Origin of the sequence: Paracandidimonas soli (assembly GCF_004342005.1) — a bacterium.
Lineage (GTDB): Bacteria > Pseudomonadota > Gammaproteobacteria > Burkholderiales > Burkholderiaceae_B > Paracandidimonas > Paracandidimonas soli.
This window is the reverse complement of sequence record NZ_SMBX01000001.1, coordinates 599,602-619,326: the sequence shown is the minus strand read 5'-3', so window position 1 is coordinate 619,326 and position 19,725 is coordinate 599,602. Positions and strand designations below refer to the sequence as shown.

The window sequence follows — 19,725 nt, the reverse complement described above, 5'->3', positions numbered from 1 at the left end:
TGCCTAGGCTGCCCTGGTTGGCTGCCAGGTGCGCTCTGGACGGCGCCAGTCAATGCCTTCGAGCAACATCGATAGTTGCGCGCCCGTCAAATGCACACTGCCGTCTTGGGCTTGCGGCCAGACGAAGCGACCACGCTCCAACCGCTTGGCGTATAGGTTCATCCCGTCGCCGCTCCACCACAGCAGCTTGACCAGATCACCACGCCGGCCACGGAAGATAAAAACATGACCCGAGAACGGATCGTGTTCCAGCGTAGTTTGTATGAGTGCTGCCAGTCCATTCATGCCGCGACGCATGTCAGTCACGCCTGCGGCAAGCCAGACGCGTGTACCTGAGGGTGGCGCGATCATACCGGCATCAGACAACGTAGGACCAGACGCAACTGGATCGGATCCACCTTGCCGTGCACCCGCACGCACGCCCCGTTCAGTTCGATCTCGATGCGGCTATCCATTTTCAGCGTACTATCGACCGATTCCGGCTCGCTCTGGTCACTGGCCTTTATTGCGCCTGCCGGCGGCAACGTCACCGGCACCAGTGCACAGCCATCGGTGCTGCCCAGCAAGCCGGCACGCAGCTCCCGTCGCCACTTGAACACCATATTGGTGTTCAGCCCATGGGCCAGGGCCACCTTCGCGACCGAAACATCCGGTGCGCACGCCGCCATCGCCACCTCACGCTTGTAGGCAAGTGGATAGTTGGGTCGACCCTTGCGGTTTGAGACCCGCACTTCACTTGTAGACATTGTGATCCCCACTACTTTTTGGTGGGCACCACTTTGAACTGATTCAGCCGTCGCGACTAGGCGGCCTTCACATGACGCTTACAATAACGAAATCGGAGGCCTCCGAAAAGCGCACGGCCGGAACGGGCACCAAATCAGTCTGCTTCAACGGCAAAGCTCCTCCACTTTCCAATATGCCGTCCAGGCAGGCCGTTGCGGTCAAGCACCTTACTCTTACGCAATAAGGTAATTCGTAGAGCCTCCACTCTCAGGATTAGCGCTGGCCGTCGCCGACTGAAATAGCATTCGCGCGCAGGCCGCCCAAACGCTCATGTATGCGCGATCCCGTGGAAACCACCAAGGCATAGAGCAGTTCATCTGGACGAGGACTTTCGATAGCACCCACGTCCATGGTACTGAAGTGGCTTCTTATGTAGCAGGCTTCAATATGGTGCAAGGGAATCTGCAGACGGGCGCCTACGGACGAAACGACTTTGGCTGCTGGCACGATGGACTTAGCCCTAGGCAGCGCGGCGCGCATAGACCAATCTCCCGCCTCGTGCCAAATGGCCCCGTGCACCATCTCGCCATTCAGCCCCACGTAAATGGACTCAACATTTAACAGCTTCTTGCAGACTTGCAGCGGGCAATCGGCTATAAAGCGCAGCCGCCGATTTCCTGCGGCCCCGACGCAGCGGTTGGCGACAGCGTGAGCTTTTCCGAAGACCTGGTCTGCAAAATCTAGGTTCAGAGAAAATTTCGCTATTCATCCCTTTTCAAGTAATGGGTATCCAGCACTACTGGATATTAGACACTGTCTAATATTTGACCGCAAAAACAAAAAGCGCAACCAGTATGGCTGCGCTTTTTGCTTGATTTCATTGAGTTTTCTGGTGGGGTGACTGGGACTCGAACCCAGGACCAACGGATTAAAAGTCCGGTGCTCTACCGACTGAGCTATCACCCCACGATAAACTCAAGCCCATCATTATGGGCTAAAACGCCTACTTTTGTCAAACCAAGTCCTGCCCAAGGCGCTTTGCCTCGCGTGCGTCGCGCCACAACGCGATGCACAGTACAGCCAGAAGCACTGCCGAAACCAGCGGCCAAACCAGAATATAGGCGGTCAGAAGAAAAGTACTCATGATTTCGCTCCTTCCATAAGAGGTGAAGAAGAGGGTGCGATCCGGACAGCCGCGGCACTTTGCCCGCCTCTCTCATCGTGGAAACTGCGCACGCGACGGGAAAGCTGGCTGAAATCGAATCGCTCGTTGCTGCGCAGGCTCACGCTCACGCAAACAATTGCACTGGCGCCATAGGCGGCCAGGGAACTCAGCAATACCAGGTAGTGACGCAATTCGCCGAACGCATAGGGAGCCAGAACCACCATGGTGGCTGCGCCGGCCGCAAGGCCGATGCGCTTGCCCAGGAAACCGAACGCCATCAGCCCGATGACGACTCCGGCGCCGACGATAGCTATGATTTCCAGCATAGCGGCGAACATGCCCTGCACAGGCAGCAGCTCGAAGCGCGCAATGCAGAACAGGCTCACCGCAACCAGAACCGACGATGTGAACGCCCGGTTGGTCACGCGATCCCAGTAGAAGCTGGCAATGACGGGAAATACGATGGCTCCCCACAGGGCGCCGACGAACACCAGCACCACCAGGATGTCCAGCCTCAGGCTGGCGAACACGATACCCAGCACTGTGGCCACGATCATGGTGACGCGGCCCAGCAACAGCATCAACCTGGGGTTGGGCCGTCCGCGCGCGAGATTCTTGCCGTAGACATCGGTCATCATGATGGCCGACAGCGCGGACAGGTCAGAATCGGCGGTCGAGGACAGCGACCCCACCACCAGGATGAAGAACATACCGATCGCGAACGGAGGCAGATAGGTCGAAGCCATCTGCGGAATCAGGTTGTTCGTATCGCCGTCAATGGGTACGACGCCCGCCATCAACGCCAGCAGACCGATCATGCCCAGGCCGATCACGATTGCGCCGTAGCCCAGAGTGGCGGTAATGAAAGTCGGCTTGATCAGATCCTGTCGCACGGCAAACAGGCGCTGGGCGATAGTCTGGTTGCCGATGGCGTAGGCCAGCACGGCAACGAAAAATGGCGCCCCCTGTTCCAGAAAGGCTGTCTTCGAGAACAGGCTGGCCTGTTCTTCGGTCAGCCGGCTCATGCCAGTCTGCAGCAATTCGCTGCCTCCCGCGCTGAAATACACCATGGGAATGATGACCGCGGCGCATACAATCATGGCGACCAACTGCGCGAAGTCCGTCATGACCGAAGCGCGAAAGCCGGACCACAATGTATAAGCCAGTACGCCTACGCCCGCGATGATGACACCCTGGATGAAGCTCAGGGGTGACAGAACCGCCACCAAGGCTCCCGCCGCGCTGAAATTGACCATCAGGCTGATGCAGCTTCCCACCAGGTTGGACACGGCCATGATCATCTGGCTGGAACTGCCGTGGCGAGCGTGCATGACCTCGGCCAGCGTGTGAGCCTCGGGCGCCAGTTCGCGGAAACGGCGGCCGAAGGGATAGATGAATAGAATCATCAACGCGCCCCACATGCCGTAGTGAATGGGCCCGGACAGCCCATAACGGTAACCCGACGTAGCGCTGGCATAGAACGATGCCGCCCATATCCAGGTCGCCATCATGCTGGCAGCCGCCATGCCGAAGCCGATGGCGCTGTTGGACACCATGTAGGCGTCTGCGTTTTCGTTGCGCCGCACGATGGTCAGAGACATCAGGAAGGTCAGGACATAAAACCCGACCAGCAATAGGATCGCCGTCGAAGTCGACAACTGATAAAAAGCACTTTCCTGCATTTGCTGCGATTCCTTGCATTACTGCGAGATATGGCGGCAAAAAATGCCCCCACGCTGCGCCTTCGGCTTGCTGCCCCCCAAGGGGGCGCTTTTTGCCTAGGGAGCGGCCCGGCGGCAAAAAAGGCCCCCACGCTGCGCCTTCGGCTTGCTGCCCCCCGAGGGGGTGCTTTTTGCCTTGGGGCGGCCCGGCGGCAAAAAATCGCCCTTGGCAATTCATGGATTGCGCAAAGGGATTTGAATCGACTGACCGGGCGACGGCCAAAGCCTGTCCAGCCATCGGCTTATGCCGATAGTGGCGGATGCCATATCTCCGGGGAGCCTGCGGGATGAATGGGCATATCCCGGCCAGGCGGATCATGCGAATTGCCCTGCTTTCCGGATTCCGCTCCCCCTGCGAAAACCGGTCAGTTGAAATCAATCAGAATGATTGTTGATATAATAATTTCAACTCGAATGATTGTAGCACAAATATCCTGCGCTAAAAACCAGCAGATGCACGAAAGTGCTTTTCTTCTTCCAAAAGTGCGCCCTCAGGCTTGGGCGGATCGGCCTGGCGCTACAAAGCCGCTCTACGAAGGATCGCCGGCAGCTCCCGGAATCGCCTTCCGCATGATCCCGTGTTCGTCCAGATAGCCATCCAGGATGTTGAAGTGATGACAGCCCGGCAACATGTGCATATCCACCTGCGCATAGCCCGCTCGGCGCAGTTGTTCCGCATACCGCACCGTCATGTCCTGCCAGTGCGCCGGCTCCAATGCCCCCGCCACCAGCGTCACCGGCGCCTTGAGCCGCGGCGTACAGTTCTCCATATTATTGCGATCCGCCATTTCCCTGCTCAGGCGCAGGTCGTCGTTCAGGCTGGTCATCATTGCCGGAGAAGGATCGAAAACGCCGCTGACCAGCAGCACGCCAGTCAATGCGGACGGAATTGAAGGGTCGCCGTTCCAGTCGGCCGACAGGATGGCTGCCGACAGATGCGCGCCGGCCGAATGCCCCGAAAGGCTGATCTTGTCCCGGCTTGCGCCGTAGCGATGGATATTGGCGCAGATCCAGGCAAAGGCCGCCCGGGCGGAAGCCACGACCTCGTCCAGCGTCGATGCCGGACACAGCTCATAGTTGGGGATGACCGTCGTGATTCCCCGTTCGGCCAGCGCTCCGCCGATGAAGGCGAAGTTCGCCTTGTCCAGCGCGCGCCAATAGCCGCCATGGAAAAAGACATGCACAGCGCCCTCCTCGCCGCCGGCCCCCGGTTGCGCCGGATAGATGTCGAGACTGTGCAAAGGATGGTCGCCATAGGGGATGTCCAGCCAGGGGGAACACTCCGCCAGCGCAGCCTCGTTCAACCCCGTGCGTTCCTGGTCGTAGCGGGCGAAGTCGGGCACCGACACCCGGGGATTGAAATGAAATTCCAATGCCTCCCGGTCCAGGGCGCGCCACGGTAAATCCTGAAGTGGTTGCGGCATATGTATTCCTCCGTCATGAAACAGCAAAAATCAAAACGCCCATCACGCTCAGATGCGCCAGGGCGAAGGCACGACCGTCATTTTCAGCGAGGGGAAAACCGGATCCCCCAGCGCCAGACTAGTACAGTAGAATAGGCCCCTTTCATTGGTTCCACAACGACCGTGACATTCCGACCGTGACATTTACTGCACCGACCTCGCACTTCACCGAGCCGACCACGGACTATTGGCAGCAGATCCTGCCTGGCGATGCGCTTGGGCCGCAAGAACTGTCCCCGCCATGGCGCTACGGCTACCCGGCCCGCCTTCCCGACGGACGATTCCTGATGCTGCCCATCCGGCCATTCCGGGACAATCCATCCCGGGCAGCCGCTTCCCTGATCTGTACGCAGGCGTCCTTCGATGTCGCGGAAGCCCTGGCGCTGATGCTTGCTCAACAGCTGGCGCCGTTGCAGCCGGATACCGTCATCGGACTGCCCACGCTGGGACTGACCTTCGCTCCCACGGTCGCCCGACACCTGGGCAAGGCCCGCTACGTGGCGCTGGGCTACTCCCGGAAATTCTGGTACGACGACGAACTGTCCGGAAGCGTATCCTCGATCACGTCTCCCGCCCCCGGGAAACGCGTCTACCTGGACCCGAACCTCGTGCCTCTCGTGCGCGGCAAGCGCGTCGTGCTGATCGACGATGCCATCAGCAGCGGCAATACGCTCAAGGCGCCCTGGGACATGATCGAGTCGCTGGCCGATGAGGTCGTCGCCTGCGGCGTCGTCATGCGGCAGAGCAGCGTCTGGCGGGACAAGCTGGGGCCGGAACGGGCGCAACGCCTGGTCCATGTATTCGACAGCCCATTGCTGCAAGCTGTTCCCGATGGCTGGGCGCCCTTGCCGTGACGCTGTCCGGCCAATCATCCCGCGCCATTCCGGTGCGGGAGTTGCCTCTCGATACGCACCAACATAACGCCACGAGCCCGAAATTCCAGCCTGCCGGCCTCCTCTTCCCCTGGGAGCCTGCATGGCACGGTTATTGCTTTCCAACCCTTGCGCTTATAAGGGATTATCCGATTCCGTATACCATATTTCTTCCGTATACTTGCTCAAATCCGTATACGATTTCGGATACTCTTGCGCAGTTTCTTTAGCCATTCACCACCTCTGGAGCATGAAATGGACACTGCAGCACACAAGAAAAACCTCTCCGGCGGCATCAGCCGCCGCGACGTACTCAAAACCGCAGCGGCCGGCATGGCGCTTGGAACGGGACTGATCGGCATGCCGGCCATCGCCCGCACCCGCAACATCAGCATCACTCTGCCCTGGGTCGTCAATGGCTCCAATTTCTGGCCCATCGTCGGCAAGCAAAAAGGCTTTTTCTCATCGCGAGGCATCAATCTGTCCGTTTCGCGAGGCAATGGCTCGGTAGCCGCCGCGCAGGCGGTCGGCAACGGCCAGTTCGACCTGGGCGTCGTGTTTTTCGGTGGCGTGCTGGTCAATATCGCCCGCGGCCTGCCGCTGCAGATATTGTCCACGGTGGCCTATGACTCCACGATGGGCAACATCGTCCTGGCCGACTCTCCCATCCAGGACCCTAAAGATCTTACCGGCAAGCGCATCGGCATCGTCGCCACCTCCGCCGAGGCACCATACTGGCCGGCCTTCGCCGAAAAGACCGGCATCGACCTGTCCAAGACCACGCGCCAGCAACTGGATGCCCGCATGGTCGAACGCGCGCTGATCGAGAAGCAGGTCGACGCCACCACCGGCATCGCCACTTCCAGCCTGCCCGTGCTGAAATCGCTGGGCGTGGACGTGCGCTTCATCCCCTGGAGCAAATACGGCGTCAACCTGTATGCCTCGCAGATCATTGCGCCCACAAAAACCGTGGAGTCGGATCCAGAACTCTGTCAGGCGGTCGTCGACGGCATTCTGGAGTCCGTCATCTACACGCTGAAGAACCCGGAAGAATCCCTGGAGATCCTGTACAAGGAACAGCCGGAGATCGGACTGACGAAGGGCGGGAAGGAAAACGCCATTCTCTCCCAGGGCCTGGCTCAGGCCACCATGATGGGCGAAGAGATGTTCACTCACGGCATGGGCCACAGCGACCTCGCAAAAATCGACGCCATGATCAAGATGGCCGCCGATGCGGGCGCCCTGCCCGAAGGCGCTCCTCTTCCCAAGGCGGAACAGATCGCCACGAACCGGTTCGTGGGCAAGCTGCGCATAGAGGACAGCGAGCTCGCCACCATCCGCCAGAGCCTTGCTCCCTACATCGCCATGACCGGCGGCTGAGCCGCAATGCGCCGACACGGCGGCAGCGTCACCACTGCCGCCGTCCCACATTTCCCTACCTGCGGATCCAACCATGACAGCTTGCAAAACATTGCGTTTGCCGACGCTTCCCGAACCGCTGGAAACAAGCCGCCAGGGCACAGCCGTGATCGTCATCGACATGCAGAACGGCTACTTGTCCAAAGGCGGCTACCTGGACCTGATGGGATTCGACATTTCCCAAAGCGAAGCCGTCATCCAGCGCGCCTCGCGCGTCGTCAGCGCGGCACGCGCCGCCGGCATGATGGTCATCCATGTCAGGAACGGCTGGAACCCCGGGCTGGCCGAGGCCGGAACGACCTGTTCGCCCATGTGGCACAAGTCCAATCCGCTGAAATACATGCGCAAGCATCCAGGCGCCCAGTTGCTGATCCGCGGCACCTGGGACCATGCCATCGTCGAGCCGCTGGCTCCCCTGCCCGGCGAGCCCATCGTCGAGAAGCCGCGCTACAGCGCGTTCGCGGGAACCAACCTGGAAATGATGCTGCACGCGCATGGCATCCACACAGTGATCTTCGTCGGCGTCAATACCAATGTCTGCGTGGAAACCGCGGTCCGCGACGCATTCCACCGTGAGTTCTTCGCCGTCATGGTCGAGGACGCCACCGCGCAAGCCGGCGGCCAGTCCATCTACGACGCATCCGTGTTCAACATTCGCACATTCTTCGGGTGGACCACCACGACGGAAGAGATCGTCGCGCTGCTGGAGGGACTATGAGTACGCCATCCTCTTCCACCCATGCCGGCATCGGCGCGTCGGTGCTGCGCAACGAAGACCAACGCTTCCTGCAGGGACGCGGCCAATATCTGGCCGATCTGGAAATCAACGGCGTGAAGGATGTCGCCTTCCTGCGTTCCCCGACGGCCAACGCAAGAATGACATCGATCGATATCGACGAGTCCTGTCGCGATAAGGTATTCCTGCTGTCCGACCTCGGGCAGGTCAAACCGGTGCGCGCCATCCTGCGCGACGACGCCTTCCGGCAGTCGGACTATCCGGTTCTGGCGGACGAACATGTCCGCTTCGTCGGGGAGCCCATCGCCATGTGCATCGGCGAGACTCGCGCCGATGCCGAGGATATCGCGCAGTCCATTTTCATCGATTTCGAAGAGTCTCCGCCCGTCGTCGACATGCTCTCGGCGCTGCGGTCCGATGCGCCGCGCGTGCGGCCCGAATGGCCGGACAATCTTTACTACACGCATCACCTGAAAGGCGGCGACCTGCAGGCCGCCAGGGACAGCGCGCACGTCACCGTGGACATGCATTGCCGCATGAACCGGCAGTCCGTCGTGTCCCTGGAAGGACGCGCCGTCATGGCCTACTGGGACCACCGGCTCAACGAACTCGTGGTCTACAGCTCCACGCAATTCCCACACGTGATCCGCACGATTCTGGCGGATTTGCTGGGCCTGGAGGAGCGCCAGCTGCGCGTCGTCGCCGTCGACGTCGGCGGCGGCTTCGGCGTCAAGAACAACCTGCAGCAGGAGGAGGTCGCCATCGCCGCCCTGGCGCTGAGGACGGGCCATCCCGTCCGATGGATCGAAGACCGCCGCGAACACCTGATCTCCTCGCCCCAGGCCCGCGAACACGACTACGAAATCCGCGCCTATGCGGACGAGCGGGGACGCATTCTCGGCATCGAGTCCCGCGTCGTCGTGGATGCCGGCGCCTACTCCATCTGGCCCTGGTCCGCCGCCATGGAAGGCAATATGGCCAACGGCATGGTGCCCGGCCCCTACAACGTGCCTGCCTACGAAGGCATAGGGCTGTCGAGCGCCAGCAACAAGCCGCCGCTGGGCCCCTACCGCGGCGTCGGCCGGCCCGGCGCCTGTTTCGCCATCGAGCGCACCATCGATGAGATCGCCCGCGCCGTCGGCCGCGATCCCTACGACGTGCGCATGGAAAACCTGGTCCAGTCCACGCAGATGCCGTTCCAGACCATCGTCGGCCGCCTGTACGACAGCGGAGACTATCCGGAAAGCCTGAAGCGCGCGGCCGAGCTCATCGGCAAGGACGCCATCCGCAAGGAGCAGGAACAACCCCGCGGCGACGGAAAATACATCGGCCTCGGCTTCGCCACCTATGTGGAGCAGACGGCGCACGGCACGCAGGAATGGCTGACGCGCAAGCTGACGGAGGTCTACGGATACGAGGCCGCCACGCTGAAGTTCATGCCCGACGGCGGACTGGTCATCGCCTCGGCCGTACAGAACCACGGGCAGGGCCTGGAAACGTCGCTGGCGCAGGTCGCCGCATCCGAGCTGGGCGTCGACCCCAGGAAAGTCGTGGTGCGGCACGGCGACACCGCGGTCTCTCCCTACGGCATGGGCACGTTCGCCTCGCGCAGCATGGTGATGGCCGGCGGCGCGGTCGGCGTCGTGGCCAAGCGCATGGCGGAGAAGGTCAAGCGCATCGCCGCCCACATGCTGCAATGCGCCCAAGATGACGTGCAGCTGCGCGACAACGCCGCATGGTGCGGCGAACGCAGCGTAGGACTGGACCGCATCGCCCGCGCAGCGCTGCAACACCCCGAGGAACTGCCTCCCGGCGAGGACCCGGGCCTGGAAATCTCCGGCACTTACCAGCCCGAGATCTCCACCGGCGCATTCTCCTATGCCTCGCACGCCGTGAAAGTGGAGGTGGACGCCGAAACCGGGCTGGTCTCCCTGCTCGACTATGTCGTGGTGCATGACTGCGGCACGATCGTGAATCCCATGATCGTCGAAGGGCAGATCGTCGGCGGGGTCGCGCAGGGAATCGGCACCGCCCTGCTGGAGGAAATGCCGTTCGACGACTACGGGCAGCCCCTGGCCTCGACCTTCATGGACTACGTCCTGCCAGGCCCTACGGAGGTGCCGGACGTGCGGGTGGAACACCTGGTCAATCCCAGCCCCTACACGCAATACGGCATCAAGGGCATGGGCGAAGGCGGCGCCATCGGCGCGCCGGCGGCCATCGCCAACGCCGTCAACGATGCATTGCGGCCGCTGGGCGCGGTAATCAACGAAACGCCCATGACGCCACGGCGCATCCTATCCGCCATCCTGGCCGCAGAAGACAAGGAGCAGCCATGAAGCCGATGCCCGTCGAATACTATCGCGCCGAGTCCATCGAAGACGCGATCAACACGATGGTCGCCTTCCCCGGCGCGCGGCTGCTGGCCGGAGGCCAGTCCCTGGTTCCGATGCTGAATCTGAGGATCATGCCTGTCAGCCACCTGGTGGACATCAAGAAGATAGACAGCCTGCATCGCGTGGAGGAAAGCCCTGACCACATACGCTACGGCGCGGCGCTCACGCACGCCCAGTTCGAGGACGGAGCCGTGCCGGACGCCTGCGGCGGACTGCTGCGCCATGTCGCCTCCGGCATCGCCTACCGCGCCGTGCGCAATCGCGGCACCGTGGGCGGCGCCCTGTCCCTGGCGGATGCTTCGACCGACTGGGTCACGGCCATGCTGACGGCCGGCGCCACCATCATCGCGCAGGGGCCGGACGGCTCACGCCGCATTCCGATGCGCGACTTCGTGCAGAGCCCCTACCAGACCGCGCTGAACCCGGAGAATGAACTGCTGGTGGCGGTCGAGGTGCCGCGCGTTTCTTCCTCGTGCGACTGGGGCTACTACAAGATCATGCAGAAGCCCGGTGAATACGCCAGCAGCCTGGCGGGCGTATTGCGGGATACGGAGCGCAATGTCAGCCGCGCCGTCCTCGGCGGCGGCAACCGCGCGCCGGTATTGCTCGAAACCACGGCCGGCATCCTGGCGCGGGCCGGCGGCTGGACGGACCAGTTGAAAGCCGAGCTGTCGCAAGCCATTGCATCCGACCTGGCGCAGGCGTCCCGCGCGGGCGAACCGTGGGAGCAGCACAGCTGGACGAATTGCGTGCTGCGCGCGGCCCGGCAGGCGCTGGCCGGCAAGGCATCCACTCTGGAGCAATCCTCATGAACGAGATCACCCTCACCATCAACGGCCGGCAGATCACGGCATCCGTGGAACCGCGCATGCTGCTGGCCGACTTCCTGCGCGAGCGCATCGGCGCCAAAAGCGTGCACCTGGGCTGCGAACACGGCGTCTGCGGCGCCTGCACCATTCTGCTCAACGGGCAGACGGCGCGCGCCTGCATCGCGCTGGCCGTGGAATGCGACGGCGCTCAGATCACGACGCTGGAAGGCCTGCGGGACGATCCTGTCATGGATGCGCTGTGCCGGGGCTTCCACACCGAGCACGGCCTGCAGTGCGGCTACTGTACTCCCGGCATGCTGATCACCGCGCACGACCACCTGCGCCGCAAGGCCGACATCACGCCGGAAGGCATACGGCACGCATTCTCCTCCAACATTTGCCGCTGCACCGGATATGCCGGCATCGTGCGCGCCGTCTGCAAGGCAGCCGACACACTCGCTTCCGAATCTACAATTTCAGCCCAGGAAACACCCCATGGAAATTAGTCAAGAATTCTCTCTGACTGCCAAGCCCGCCGACGTCTGGACGGCATTGAAAGACATCCGACTGGTCGCCAGCTGCCTGCCCGGCGCGGAGGTACTGGAAACGAACGAGGACGGCACTTCCGCCAAGGGAAGGTTGTCCATGCGCCTGGGCCCCATCTCCGTCGGCTTCGACGGTCAGGCAACCATCACCCGCGACGACGAGTCCATGCAGGCCAGCCTGGACGGCAAGGGAGTGGACCCCAAAAGCAGCTCGCGCGCGCAGATGAAGATGCAGTACCGCGTCGTCCCGGAAAGCGAGGGATCGCGCATGATCATCAACGCCCAGATCGCATTGAGCGGCATGCTGGCCCAGTTCTCGAAAGGGCAGATCGTGCAGGACATCGCCGCGCAGCTGACCGGCGTATTCGCCAGCCGCCTGCAGGCGGCGCTCGAGCCGAAGCATGAGGCATCCGAAGGCGCCGGAACAGCCGCCCCCGCATCCGCCGCGGCCATCCCGGATGCGCCCGCGCTGAACCCGATGTCCCTGCTGCTGCCGGTGCTCGGCCAGCGGCTGCGCCAGCTCATGTCGGGAGACATCGTTCTGCCGGTGGCATTCGCCCTGCTGTGCCTGCTGATATGGGAAGGCGTCACGCGCTATTTCCAGATATCGCCCGTCCTGCTGCCGGCGCCCAGCGCGGTATGGGACAGGATGATGGAAACCATGCCGCTGCTGCTGCACCACGCCTACCCCACCGTATGGGAAAGCGTGGTCGGATTCATCATCGCGACCTTCCTCGGCGTGGCATTGGCGGCCCTGCTCAGCGCATCGCGCCTGATGCGCAGCATGCTGTATCCGAACGTCGTCTTCTTCCAGCTGATCCCCAAGATCGCGCTCGCGCCGCTGTTCATCGTGTGGCTCGGCATCGGCTATGAGTCCCGCCTGACCTTCTCGGTATTCATCAGCTTCTTCCCCATCGTAATCGCGGCGCTCGCGGGCCTGGACAACGTAGACAAGTCGCTGCTGCGCCTGTGCCGCGCGCTGACGGCATCCTCGTGGCAGACCTTCGTGTCCGTACGCTTTCCGCATGCCATCCCGTACATCTTCAGCGGCATGAAGATCGCCACGACCTTCGCCATCATCGGCGTGATCGTCGGCGAATTCATTACCTCCCAGGAAGGGCTGGGCTACCTGATCCTGTTCGCATCAGCGCAGGCGGATACCGCGCTGATCCTGGCTTCGATCACCGTGCTCTGCATTTTCGGCCTGGCCTTCTACGGCCTGGTCGTCATCCTGGAAAAAGTGGCGCGCGCCAAGTTCGGCGCCTGAAGACTCAACGCACCCGCAAAAGAAATTAGGCAACCTATGACAGACCATCCATGGCTGCAGACCCGCAGCACCTCTGAAAACCGCACCGGCAGCTATCTTTCGGTGCAGTCCGTGCGCAAGATCTACCAGACCCGGAACGGCGACGTGCACGCCGTCGAGCACGCCGACTTCGATATCGACGAAGGAGACTTCGTCACCCTGGTTGGCCCCAGCGGCTGCGGGAAAAGCACGCTCATGTCGATGATCGGTGGCCTGGACACACCCAGCACCGGCAACATCCTGCTGAACGGCAAAGTCATCGAGGCGCCGCACCGCGACTTCGGCTACGTTTTCCAGGACGCCACGCTGCTGCCCTGGAAAACGGTCATGGAAAACGTGCTGTTCCCTATCCATACGCAGAAGCGCGATGTGAAGCAATACCTGCCGGAAGCGGAGCGGCTGCTGAAACTTACAGGCCTGTACGACTTCCGCGACAAGCGGCCGGCCGAACTGTCCGGCGGCATGCGCCAGCGCGTCGCGATCTGCCGCGGACTGATCAACGATCCGCAACTGCTGATGATGGACGAGCCGTTCTCGGCCCTGGACGCCATCACACGCGACGACATGAACCTTGCGCTGGCAAGGCTCTGGGACGAGGTGCGCAAGACCGCCATCTTCATCACGCACAGTATCCGTGAAGCGGTGTTTCTTTCGGATCGCGTACTGGTGATGACCGCCCGCCCCTCGCAGATCATTTGCGACATACGGGTTCCCTATCCGCGCCCCAGGCACGCGGGCATACAGGAGGAGCCGCTGTTCAACGAGATCTGCGCCTTCATCCGGGAGAAGATCCATGCATCCCATGCGACTCATACCCCCGCTGCCTGAAACCGCGCCATCCCCGATCGCGCAGCTCGTCGACAGCCGCCTGCAGCAGGCCAACGGCAAGCTGTCCGTCGACGATGTAGTCTCCATCCTGCAGGAGGCTATCATCCGGGGCATCTACGCTCCGGGACGCGCATTGCGCCAGGACGATCTGGCCCACGCGATGGGGATCAGCAAGATCCCCATTCGCGAGGCCTTGCGCACGCTGCAAGCCAATGGCTTCGTGGAACTGCACCAGCATCGCGGCGCCATCGTGAAAGAACTGACGCTGGCGCAGCTGCGCGAAGCGTTCTACCTGCGCGAAATGCTGGAGCCGGACCTGATGCGCGACGCGACCGCCCATATGGACGACGCCACGCTGGACAAGCTGGAAGCGCTGGTCGCGCAGATGGACGGTGAAACCAATGCCTGGCGCTTCAGCGAACTGAACGCCATCTTCCACCAGACGCTGTACGCTCCATCGGGAAGGGCGCTGTCGATGCAGATCCTCGCCATGCTGCAGGGACACATACAGCGCATGTCCTTCATGCAGCTTTCCCTGTCCGGACACAACAACAGCGCCAACGAAGAGCATCGCGCCATCGTGGCCGCCTGCCGCCGGCGCGACGCCAGCCAGGCGGTACGGCTGGTGGAGCAGCACGTCGCGCATATCAGGCAGGTGATCCTGGTGCTGTACGAGCAGCAGTCCGCGTGCCTGCCTCCCCTATCCGCCCTACGGGAAGACCAACCATGACGAACACATCTTCGCTGCTGCTTGCCCCGGAATGGCTGCTGACCGGACCCGATGCCGGAACACCGCGAAAGGCGCATGGCGTCCTGGTCAGGCGGGACCGGATCGCGGCCATCGCCCCCCTTCCCCAACTGCTGAACGATCATCCCGAAGCACAGCGCATCTACCTGCCCGACTGCCTGCTGATGGCCGGCATGGTCAACGCCCACCAGCACGGCCGCGGCCTGAGCCAGATCCAGCTTGGCTATCACGATACCTTCCTGGAAGCGTGGATCGCATCCCGCCGGGGAAAAGGTATTCTCGATCCCTATGCCATCACCCATCTCGCCGCGCTCGAGATGCTGGCGAACGGCGTCACCTGCGCCATTCACGCGAACTACACCTACGGTACCGGAGACTACGAACACGAAGTCCGGGAACAGCTCAGGGCCTACGACGATGCGGGGTTGCGCGTGACCATGTGCGTCGGCTACCAGGACCAGGGCGCCCTGGTCTATCCGCCGCACGAGGCCTGCCACCTGCACGGCCTGCCACAGGCGCTGCGCGACTGGCTCAGCCGCCCCGGCGCCAAGCCTTATGCGGGCAGCGTGCAGGACACCATCGCACTGATGCATCGGCTGCTGGCCGACTATGCCGATCATCCGCGCATCCGCCTGTGCTACGGCCCAGGCGGGCCGCAATGGGTTTCCGATGACGCCTGGCGTCAGCTGGCCCGGGACGCGAACGAGCACGCATTGGCCATCCACACGCATGCGCTGGAATCGCCGGCCCAGGTCCGCGCGGCGCGGGATCTGTACCCCGGCGGGGTATTCCAGCACCTGGACGCGCTCGGCGCGCTCGGCCCGCGCACGATACTCGCTCACGGCGTCTGGATCGAAGAAAAGGACATGCCGCTGCTGGCGGAACGGGGCGTGAGCATCGTGCGCAATCCGGGCTGCAATCTGCGCATGCACAACGGCATCGCTCCGCTGGCGCGATTCCTGAAGCACGGGCTGACCGTCGCCATCGGCAGCGACAACGTCACCCTGCAGGACGACGAAGACCTGCTCAGCGAACTCCGCCTGGCCGACCAGCTGGCGCGGGAACCCGACTGGCAGGGCGCCCCGCCGGCTAGCGTGGAACAGTTGCTGGCCATGCTGACGAGCAATGGCGCGCACGCCGCCCAATGGGGCGGCGACACAGGCCGTATCTCACCGGGCCTGGCCGCCGACCTGGTGGCCATCGACCTGACTCGCGCCCGCACCCCCATGCTGGACGACGACATGCCCTTGCTGCGAGCCATGCTGTCGCGCAGCCGGGGAGACGATGTGCGCATGACCATGGTCGACGGACGCATACGCTACCTGCAGGGCAGGCACACCGATGCGGACATCGACCAGGCCCGAGCCGCCGCCGTCGCCTGCGCTGAAGCCGCGCGCACGCAGGTCGACCAGCTGCGCCGCGAAAAAGCCAGGGAAACAGTGGAACACCTCTGCCAACATTATCGGAGCCGCGCATGAAACTGACTTCCAACCCCCGCCTGCCGTACCAGATGTCGACGGAACGCGAACGGCTTTCCGCGCCGCAGGGCAAGCCGCTGATCGTGCACATCGTCGTGAACATCGAATACTGGCCCTACGACCAGCCCACGCCGCGCAGCATCGTCATCCCTCCCCACGGGAAATACCACGTCCCCGACCTGCCCAATTTCTGCTGGTCGGAGTACGGCAACCGTTGCGGCATGCCGCGTCTGCTCGAACTGTTCGGCAGCCGCAGGCTGCCCGTCAGCGCCAGCATCAATGCCAGCGTGATCGATGTCTATCCCTCGCTCGCGGCCAGCGTGCGCGACGCTGGCTGGGAATTCATCGGTCACGGCATCCACCAGAAGTCCCAGGGGGAGACTAGCAGCGACGAGTCCACCCAGATTCGCGGCGCCCTGGACAAGCTGCGGGAATTCACGGGTGTCGCACCGCAAGGCTGGATGAGTCCCGGCTGGTCGGAAACCTACGACACGCTGGATCACCTGAGGGAAAACGGCATCCGCTATGTGACGCAGTGGGTCGTGGACGACATCCCCAGCTGGCTGCGCACGAAGCACGGCCCCATGATTTCCCTGCCCTACGGCCTGGACCTGAACGACAGCGTGGTCTATGCCATAGAGAAGCACTCCTCCGCGGAAATGTCGTTGCGCGTGCAGCAGACCATCCAGTGCTTCGAACGAGAAATCGCCTCCACCGGCCAGCCCAAGGTGCTCACGCTGGCCATGCATCCGCACCTGAGCGGCGTACCGCACAGGGTGCCGTTCCTGGAGGCGATCATCGACACGCTGCTCGCCCGTGACGACACGATCTTCATGGCCGGCAGCCAGATCGCCGACTGGTTCTCGCAGCAATCCACGCCGCCGGAGTTCGCCTCATGACATTCACGCCCCCCGCCTCGCTGACGGCGGCCATCGCGCGCAGCGAACGCATCTTCGCGCAGGCCGCGCAGCAAAGCGCCGACGCGCGCGGCGTCACCCGCATGGCCTACGGCGACTCCGAAACCCGGATGCTGGCCCTGCTGGAAGAGCACGCCGGGGAGATCGGCCTGCAAACTGGCTCGGATCCGGCCGGCAATCTGTACATGACGCTGCCGGGCGCGGACCGCAGCCTGCCTATCGTCCTGACCGGTTCGCACGCGGACTCCGTGCCGCAAGGCGGAAACTACGACGGCCTGGCAGGCATTCTTGCCGGCATGGCCGTGCTGGAAAGCCTGGCGGCCGAGGGCTTCCGACCTTCGCGCGACCTGGCTGTCGTAGCGTTCCGGGGAGAGGAAAACGCCTGGTTCGGCGCCCAGCACCTGGGCAGCCGCGCGGCGCTTGGCCTGATTTCCCCCGACGCGCTGACTTCCGCGCATCGCAGCCATGACGGCATGCGCCTGGACGACTGCATGCGCAGCCAGGGCGTCGATCCCGTCCGGCTGACATCGGGCGATCCGTTCCTGACGCCCGGCAACGTCAAATGCTATGTGGAGGCCCACATCGAACAAGGGCCGGTGCTGCTGCAAGCCGGCATTCCCGTCGGCATCGTCTCTGGCATACGGGGCAACGTCCGATGCCCGCAGGCATCATGCCATGGCGAATACGGGCACGCGGGCGTCGTTCCGCTCGCCCTGCGCCGCGATGCCGTCGCGGCAAGCTGCCGCCTGGTAACGCAGATGCAGTCCTTCTGGGAAGAGCTGGAAGCGCAGGGGCACGACCTGGTGCTGACATTCGGCAAGCTGCACACCGATCCCGCGGCGCATGCCGTCACGACCATCTCGGGCCGGGTCGATTTTTCGTTCGAGGCGCGCAGCCACAGCGTCTCCACGCTGGATCTCGTGCAGGAACGCATGCTGCGGCTGGCGCAGGAGATTTCCGATGCCTGCGGCGTGACGTTCTCATTTCCCAAGTGGACCCGGGGCCAGCCCGCCGAAATGGACGCCCACCTGATCCAGAGCCAGCGCGATGCCCTGCAGGTCTGCGGCACGCCCTTCCAGGAGCTGGCAAGCGGAGCAGGCCACGACGCCCAGGATTTCGTCGCCGCCGGGATTCCCGCCGCCATGTTCTTCATCCGCAATGCCAACGGCAGCCACAACCCGGATGAAAGCATGGAAATGGATGACTACGCGGCAACCGTCGCCGCACTGCTGCATGTATTGAAGTCGGAGTCCGCATGACACAAGCCAGCACAGCCAACACGACAGCCAGGAAACGCCGCTACAGCGCCGGCCTGCAGTTGCCCTACACGCACCTGCTGGGCGACGCGGACAGCCGCGAACAATTGCCCACGCCCTCGCTGCTGGTCGACGAAGAGGCGCTGGGCCGCAATATCGCGCGCATGGCGCAATTCACCCGGCAGGCCGGCCTGAAGCTGAGGCCGCACATCAAGACCCATAAGTGCAGTCAGATCGCGCGCCTGCAGCTTGCCGCCGGCGCCGTCGGCATCTCGTGCGCCACCCTGGACGAAGCCGAAGCCATGGCCGACGCCGGCATCACAGGCATCCTGCTGACGTCCACCATCGTCACGCAGGACAAGCTGGAGCGCTACCTGCGCCTGCTGCGGCAGGCCCCGGACACGCTGCTGGTGTTGGACCACCCCGAGCCCGTGTCGCGCCTGAGCACGCTTGCGCAAGCGGCGGGCCTGCAGGCGGGCGTACTGATCGACCTGGACATCGGCTACCATCGCAGCGGCGTGCGCACGGAAGAACAGGCGGGCGCCGTCGTGCGCGCCATACAGGACTCTCCCGCGCTGAAGCTGCTCGGCGTGCAGGCCTACAGCGGCGCCATACAGCATATCGCCGGCCTGGATCAGCGCAAGGCAGTCCTGACGGAACAAATGAGCGCGCTGTCCAGGCTGCTGGCCCACATCCAGGCCAGCACAGGACAACTGCCCATCTGCTCCGGCGGCGGCACAGGCACCCATGCGCTGGATGCGCAGCAAGGTATTTTCACGGAACTCCAGGCGGGATCGTACGTCTTCATGGATGCCGACTACGCGCGCATCGATCTGGGAGAACCGCCATTCGAAACGTCGCTGCGCCTGCGCGCCAGCGTCGTCAGCGTCAACTGCGACGACCTGGACGGCGACGAGCGCTTCGTTATCCTGGACAGCGGAACAAAATCCTTCGCCCTCAACGGCCCGGCCCCCGTCTGCCTGACAGCGCCCTGGGAGAATGCATCCTTCCGCTTCATGGGCGACGAACACGCCCATCTGATCCTCGCCCCCGGCAGCGCCCCGCCCCGGATAGGCACGGGGTTGGAGTTCCAGGTATCGCACTGCGACCCGACCGTCCATCACTTCGACCACCTTTACGTCGTCAGGGGCGAGACGCTGACGGACATCTGGCCAATCGACGCGCGCGGGCGCAGCTGACGGCTCGACGAAGCGCCTGCTGCCCCTCCCGCTCCGCATGCATCCGCTCCACCCGGCTTGCGCCTGCGGCACAAAACAAAAACCCTGACGCTGCGATAGCAGTGTCAGGGTTTTTGCATGGATCACGACGCAGACTCGGCC

The 19,725-nt window shown here is 63.2% G+C and carries 19 protein-coding genes and 1 tRNA gene; 13 read left to right on the top strand and 7 right to left on the bottom strand.

Annotated elements, in window-relative coordinates; all coding sequences use genetic code 11:
- Positions 1-3: 3 nt before the first annotated feature.
- From tnpB to EV686_RS02825, 7 genes are all read right to left on the bottom strand, one after another.
- The gene (gene tnpB / locus EV686_RS02850) at positions 4-351 is read right to left on the bottom strand and encodes an IS66 family insertion sequence element accessory protein TnpB (RefSeq protein WP_132473267.1); all 348 of its coding nucleotides are present in this window, start codon (positions 349-351) and stop codon (positions 4-6) included.
- Positions 348-746: an IS66-like element accessory protein TnpA gene (gene tnpA, locus EV686_RS02845; protein WP_132473265.1), complete on the bottom strand. Its 399-nt coding sequence runs from the start codon at positions 744-746 to the stop codon at positions 348-350. Before tnpA ends, tnpB begins: the two co-directional genes overlap by 4 nt.
- Before the next feature lie 253 nt (positions 747-999).
- Positions 1,000-1,326 (bottom strand): amino acid synthesis family protein, encoded by a 327-nt coding sequence (locus tag EV686_RS02840; RefSeq protein ID WP_279389441.1) that lies wholly within the window; start codon positions 1,324-1,326, stop codon positions 1,000-1,002.
- Between the two features lie 290 nt (positions 1,327-1,616).
- A tRNA-Lys gene (locus EV686_RS02835) sits at positions 1,617-1,692 on the bottom strand.
- Between the two features lie 46 nt (positions 1,693-1,738).
- Positions 1,739-1,870 (bottom strand): putative transporter small subunit, encoded by a 132-nt coding sequence (locus EV686_RS18780; RefSeq protein ID WP_243650714.1) that lies wholly within the window; start codon positions 1,868-1,870, stop codon positions 1,739-1,741.
- A complete protein-coding gene (locus tag EV686_RS02830) occupies positions 1,867-3,573 on the bottom strand; it encodes a sodium:solute symporter family protein (RefSeq protein WP_132473263.1) in 1,707 nt (568 codons plus the stop codon). Before EV686_RS02830 ends, EV686_RS18780 begins: the two co-directional genes overlap by 4 nt.
- 569 nt (positions 3,574-4,142) lie before the next feature.
- Entirely contained in the window at positions 4,143-5,036 is an 894-nt protein-coding gene (locus EV686_RS02825; protein WP_132473261.1) for an alpha/beta hydrolase, read from the bottom strand.
- 176 nt (positions 5,037-5,212) lie between these two features.
- Here EV686_RS02825 and EV686_RS02820 point away from each other — a divergent pair, with 176 nt between their 5' ends.
- The 13 genes from EV686_RS02820 (at position 5,213) to EV686_RS02760 (ending at position 19,584) form a co-directional block, all read left to right on the top strand.
- Complete coding sequence (locus EV686_RS02820; protein WP_132473259.1) at positions 5,213-5,929, top strand: phosphoribosyltransferase; 717 nt, start codon at positions 5,213-5,215, stop codon at positions 5,927-5,929.
- A 273-nt stretch (positions 5,930-6,202) separates the two neighbouring features.
- Positions 6,203-7,327: an ABC transporter substrate-binding protein gene (locus EV686_RS02815; RefSeq protein ID WP_132473257.1), complete on the top strand. Its 1,125-nt coding sequence runs from the start codon at positions 6,203-6,205 to the stop codon at positions 7,325-7,327.
- 73 nt (positions 7,328-7,400) lie between these two features.
- On the top strand, positions 7,401-8,084 hold the full coding sequence (locus EV686_RS02810) for an isochorismatase family protein (RefSeq protein WP_132473255.1): 684 nt from the start codon (positions 7,401-7,403) through the stop codon (positions 8,082-8,084).
- On the top strand, positions 8,081-10,441 hold the full coding sequence (locus EV686_RS02805; protein ID WP_132473253.1) for a xanthine dehydrogenase family protein molybdopterin-binding subunit: 2,361 nt from the start codon (positions 8,081-8,083) through the stop codon (positions 10,439-10,441). Before EV686_RS02810 ends, EV686_RS02805 begins: the two co-directional genes overlap by 4 nt.
- Positions 10,438-11,310 carry an FAD binding domain-containing protein gene (locus tag EV686_RS02800; protein ID WP_132473251.1) on the top strand — a complete coding sequence of 291 codons (873 nt, stop codon included), beginning with the start codon at positions 10,438-10,440 and terminating at the stop codon, positions 11,308-11,310. The genes EV686_RS02805 and EV686_RS02800 overlap by 4 nt, the downstream gene beginning before the upstream one ends.
- Complete coding sequence (locus tag EV686_RS02795) at positions 11,307-11,813, top strand: (2Fe-2S)-binding protein (RefSeq protein ID WP_132473249.1); 507 nt, start codon at positions 11,307-11,309, stop codon at positions 11,811-11,813. Before EV686_RS02800 ends, EV686_RS02795 begins: the two co-directional genes overlap by 4 nt.
- On the top strand, positions 11,803-13,119 hold the full coding sequence (locus EV686_RS02790; RefSeq protein WP_165972473.1) for an ABC transporter permease subunit: 1,317 nt from the start codon (positions 11,803-11,805) through the stop codon (positions 13,117-13,119). The genes EV686_RS02795 and EV686_RS02790 overlap by 11 nt, the downstream gene beginning before the upstream one ends.
- A gap of 36 nt (positions 13,120-13,155) precedes the next feature.
- A complete protein-coding gene (locus EV686_RS02785; RefSeq protein ID WP_132473245.1) occupies positions 13,156-13,986 on the top strand; it encodes an ABC transporter ATP-binding protein in 831 nt (276 codons plus the stop codon).
- Positions 13,961-14,716: a GntR family transcriptional regulator gene (locus EV686_RS02780; RefSeq protein WP_165972472.1), complete on the top strand. Its 756-nt coding sequence runs from the start codon at positions 13,961-13,963 to the stop codon at positions 14,714-14,716. Before EV686_RS02785 ends, EV686_RS02780 begins: the two co-directional genes overlap by 26 nt.
- A complete protein-coding gene (locus EV686_RS02775) occupies positions 14,713-16,212 on the top strand; it encodes an amidohydrolase family protein (protein ID WP_132473241.1) in 1,500 nt (499 codons plus the stop codon). The genes EV686_RS02780 and EV686_RS02775 overlap by 4 nt, the downstream gene beginning before the upstream one ends.
- Positions 16,209-17,111, top strand: a complete 903-nt coding sequence (locus tag EV686_RS02770; RefSeq protein WP_132473239.1) for a polysaccharide deacetylase family protein — start codon at positions 16,209-16,211, stop codon at positions 17,109-17,111. Before EV686_RS02775 ends, EV686_RS02770 begins: the two co-directional genes overlap by 4 nt.
- The gene (locus EV686_RS02765) at positions 17,108-18,388 is read left to right on the top strand and encodes a Zn-dependent hydrolase (RefSeq protein ID WP_132473237.1); all 1,281 of its coding nucleotides are present in this window, start codon (positions 17,108-17,110) and stop codon (positions 18,386-18,388) included. Before EV686_RS02770 ends, EV686_RS02765 begins: the two co-directional genes overlap by 4 nt.
- Complete coding sequence (locus EV686_RS02760) at positions 18,385-19,584, top strand: DSD1 family PLP-dependent enzyme (protein WP_132473234.1); 1,200 nt, start codon at positions 18,385-18,387, stop codon at positions 19,582-19,584. Before EV686_RS02765 ends, EV686_RS02760 begins: the two co-directional genes overlap by 4 nt.
- Positions 19,585-19,725: the final 141 nt, after the last annotated feature.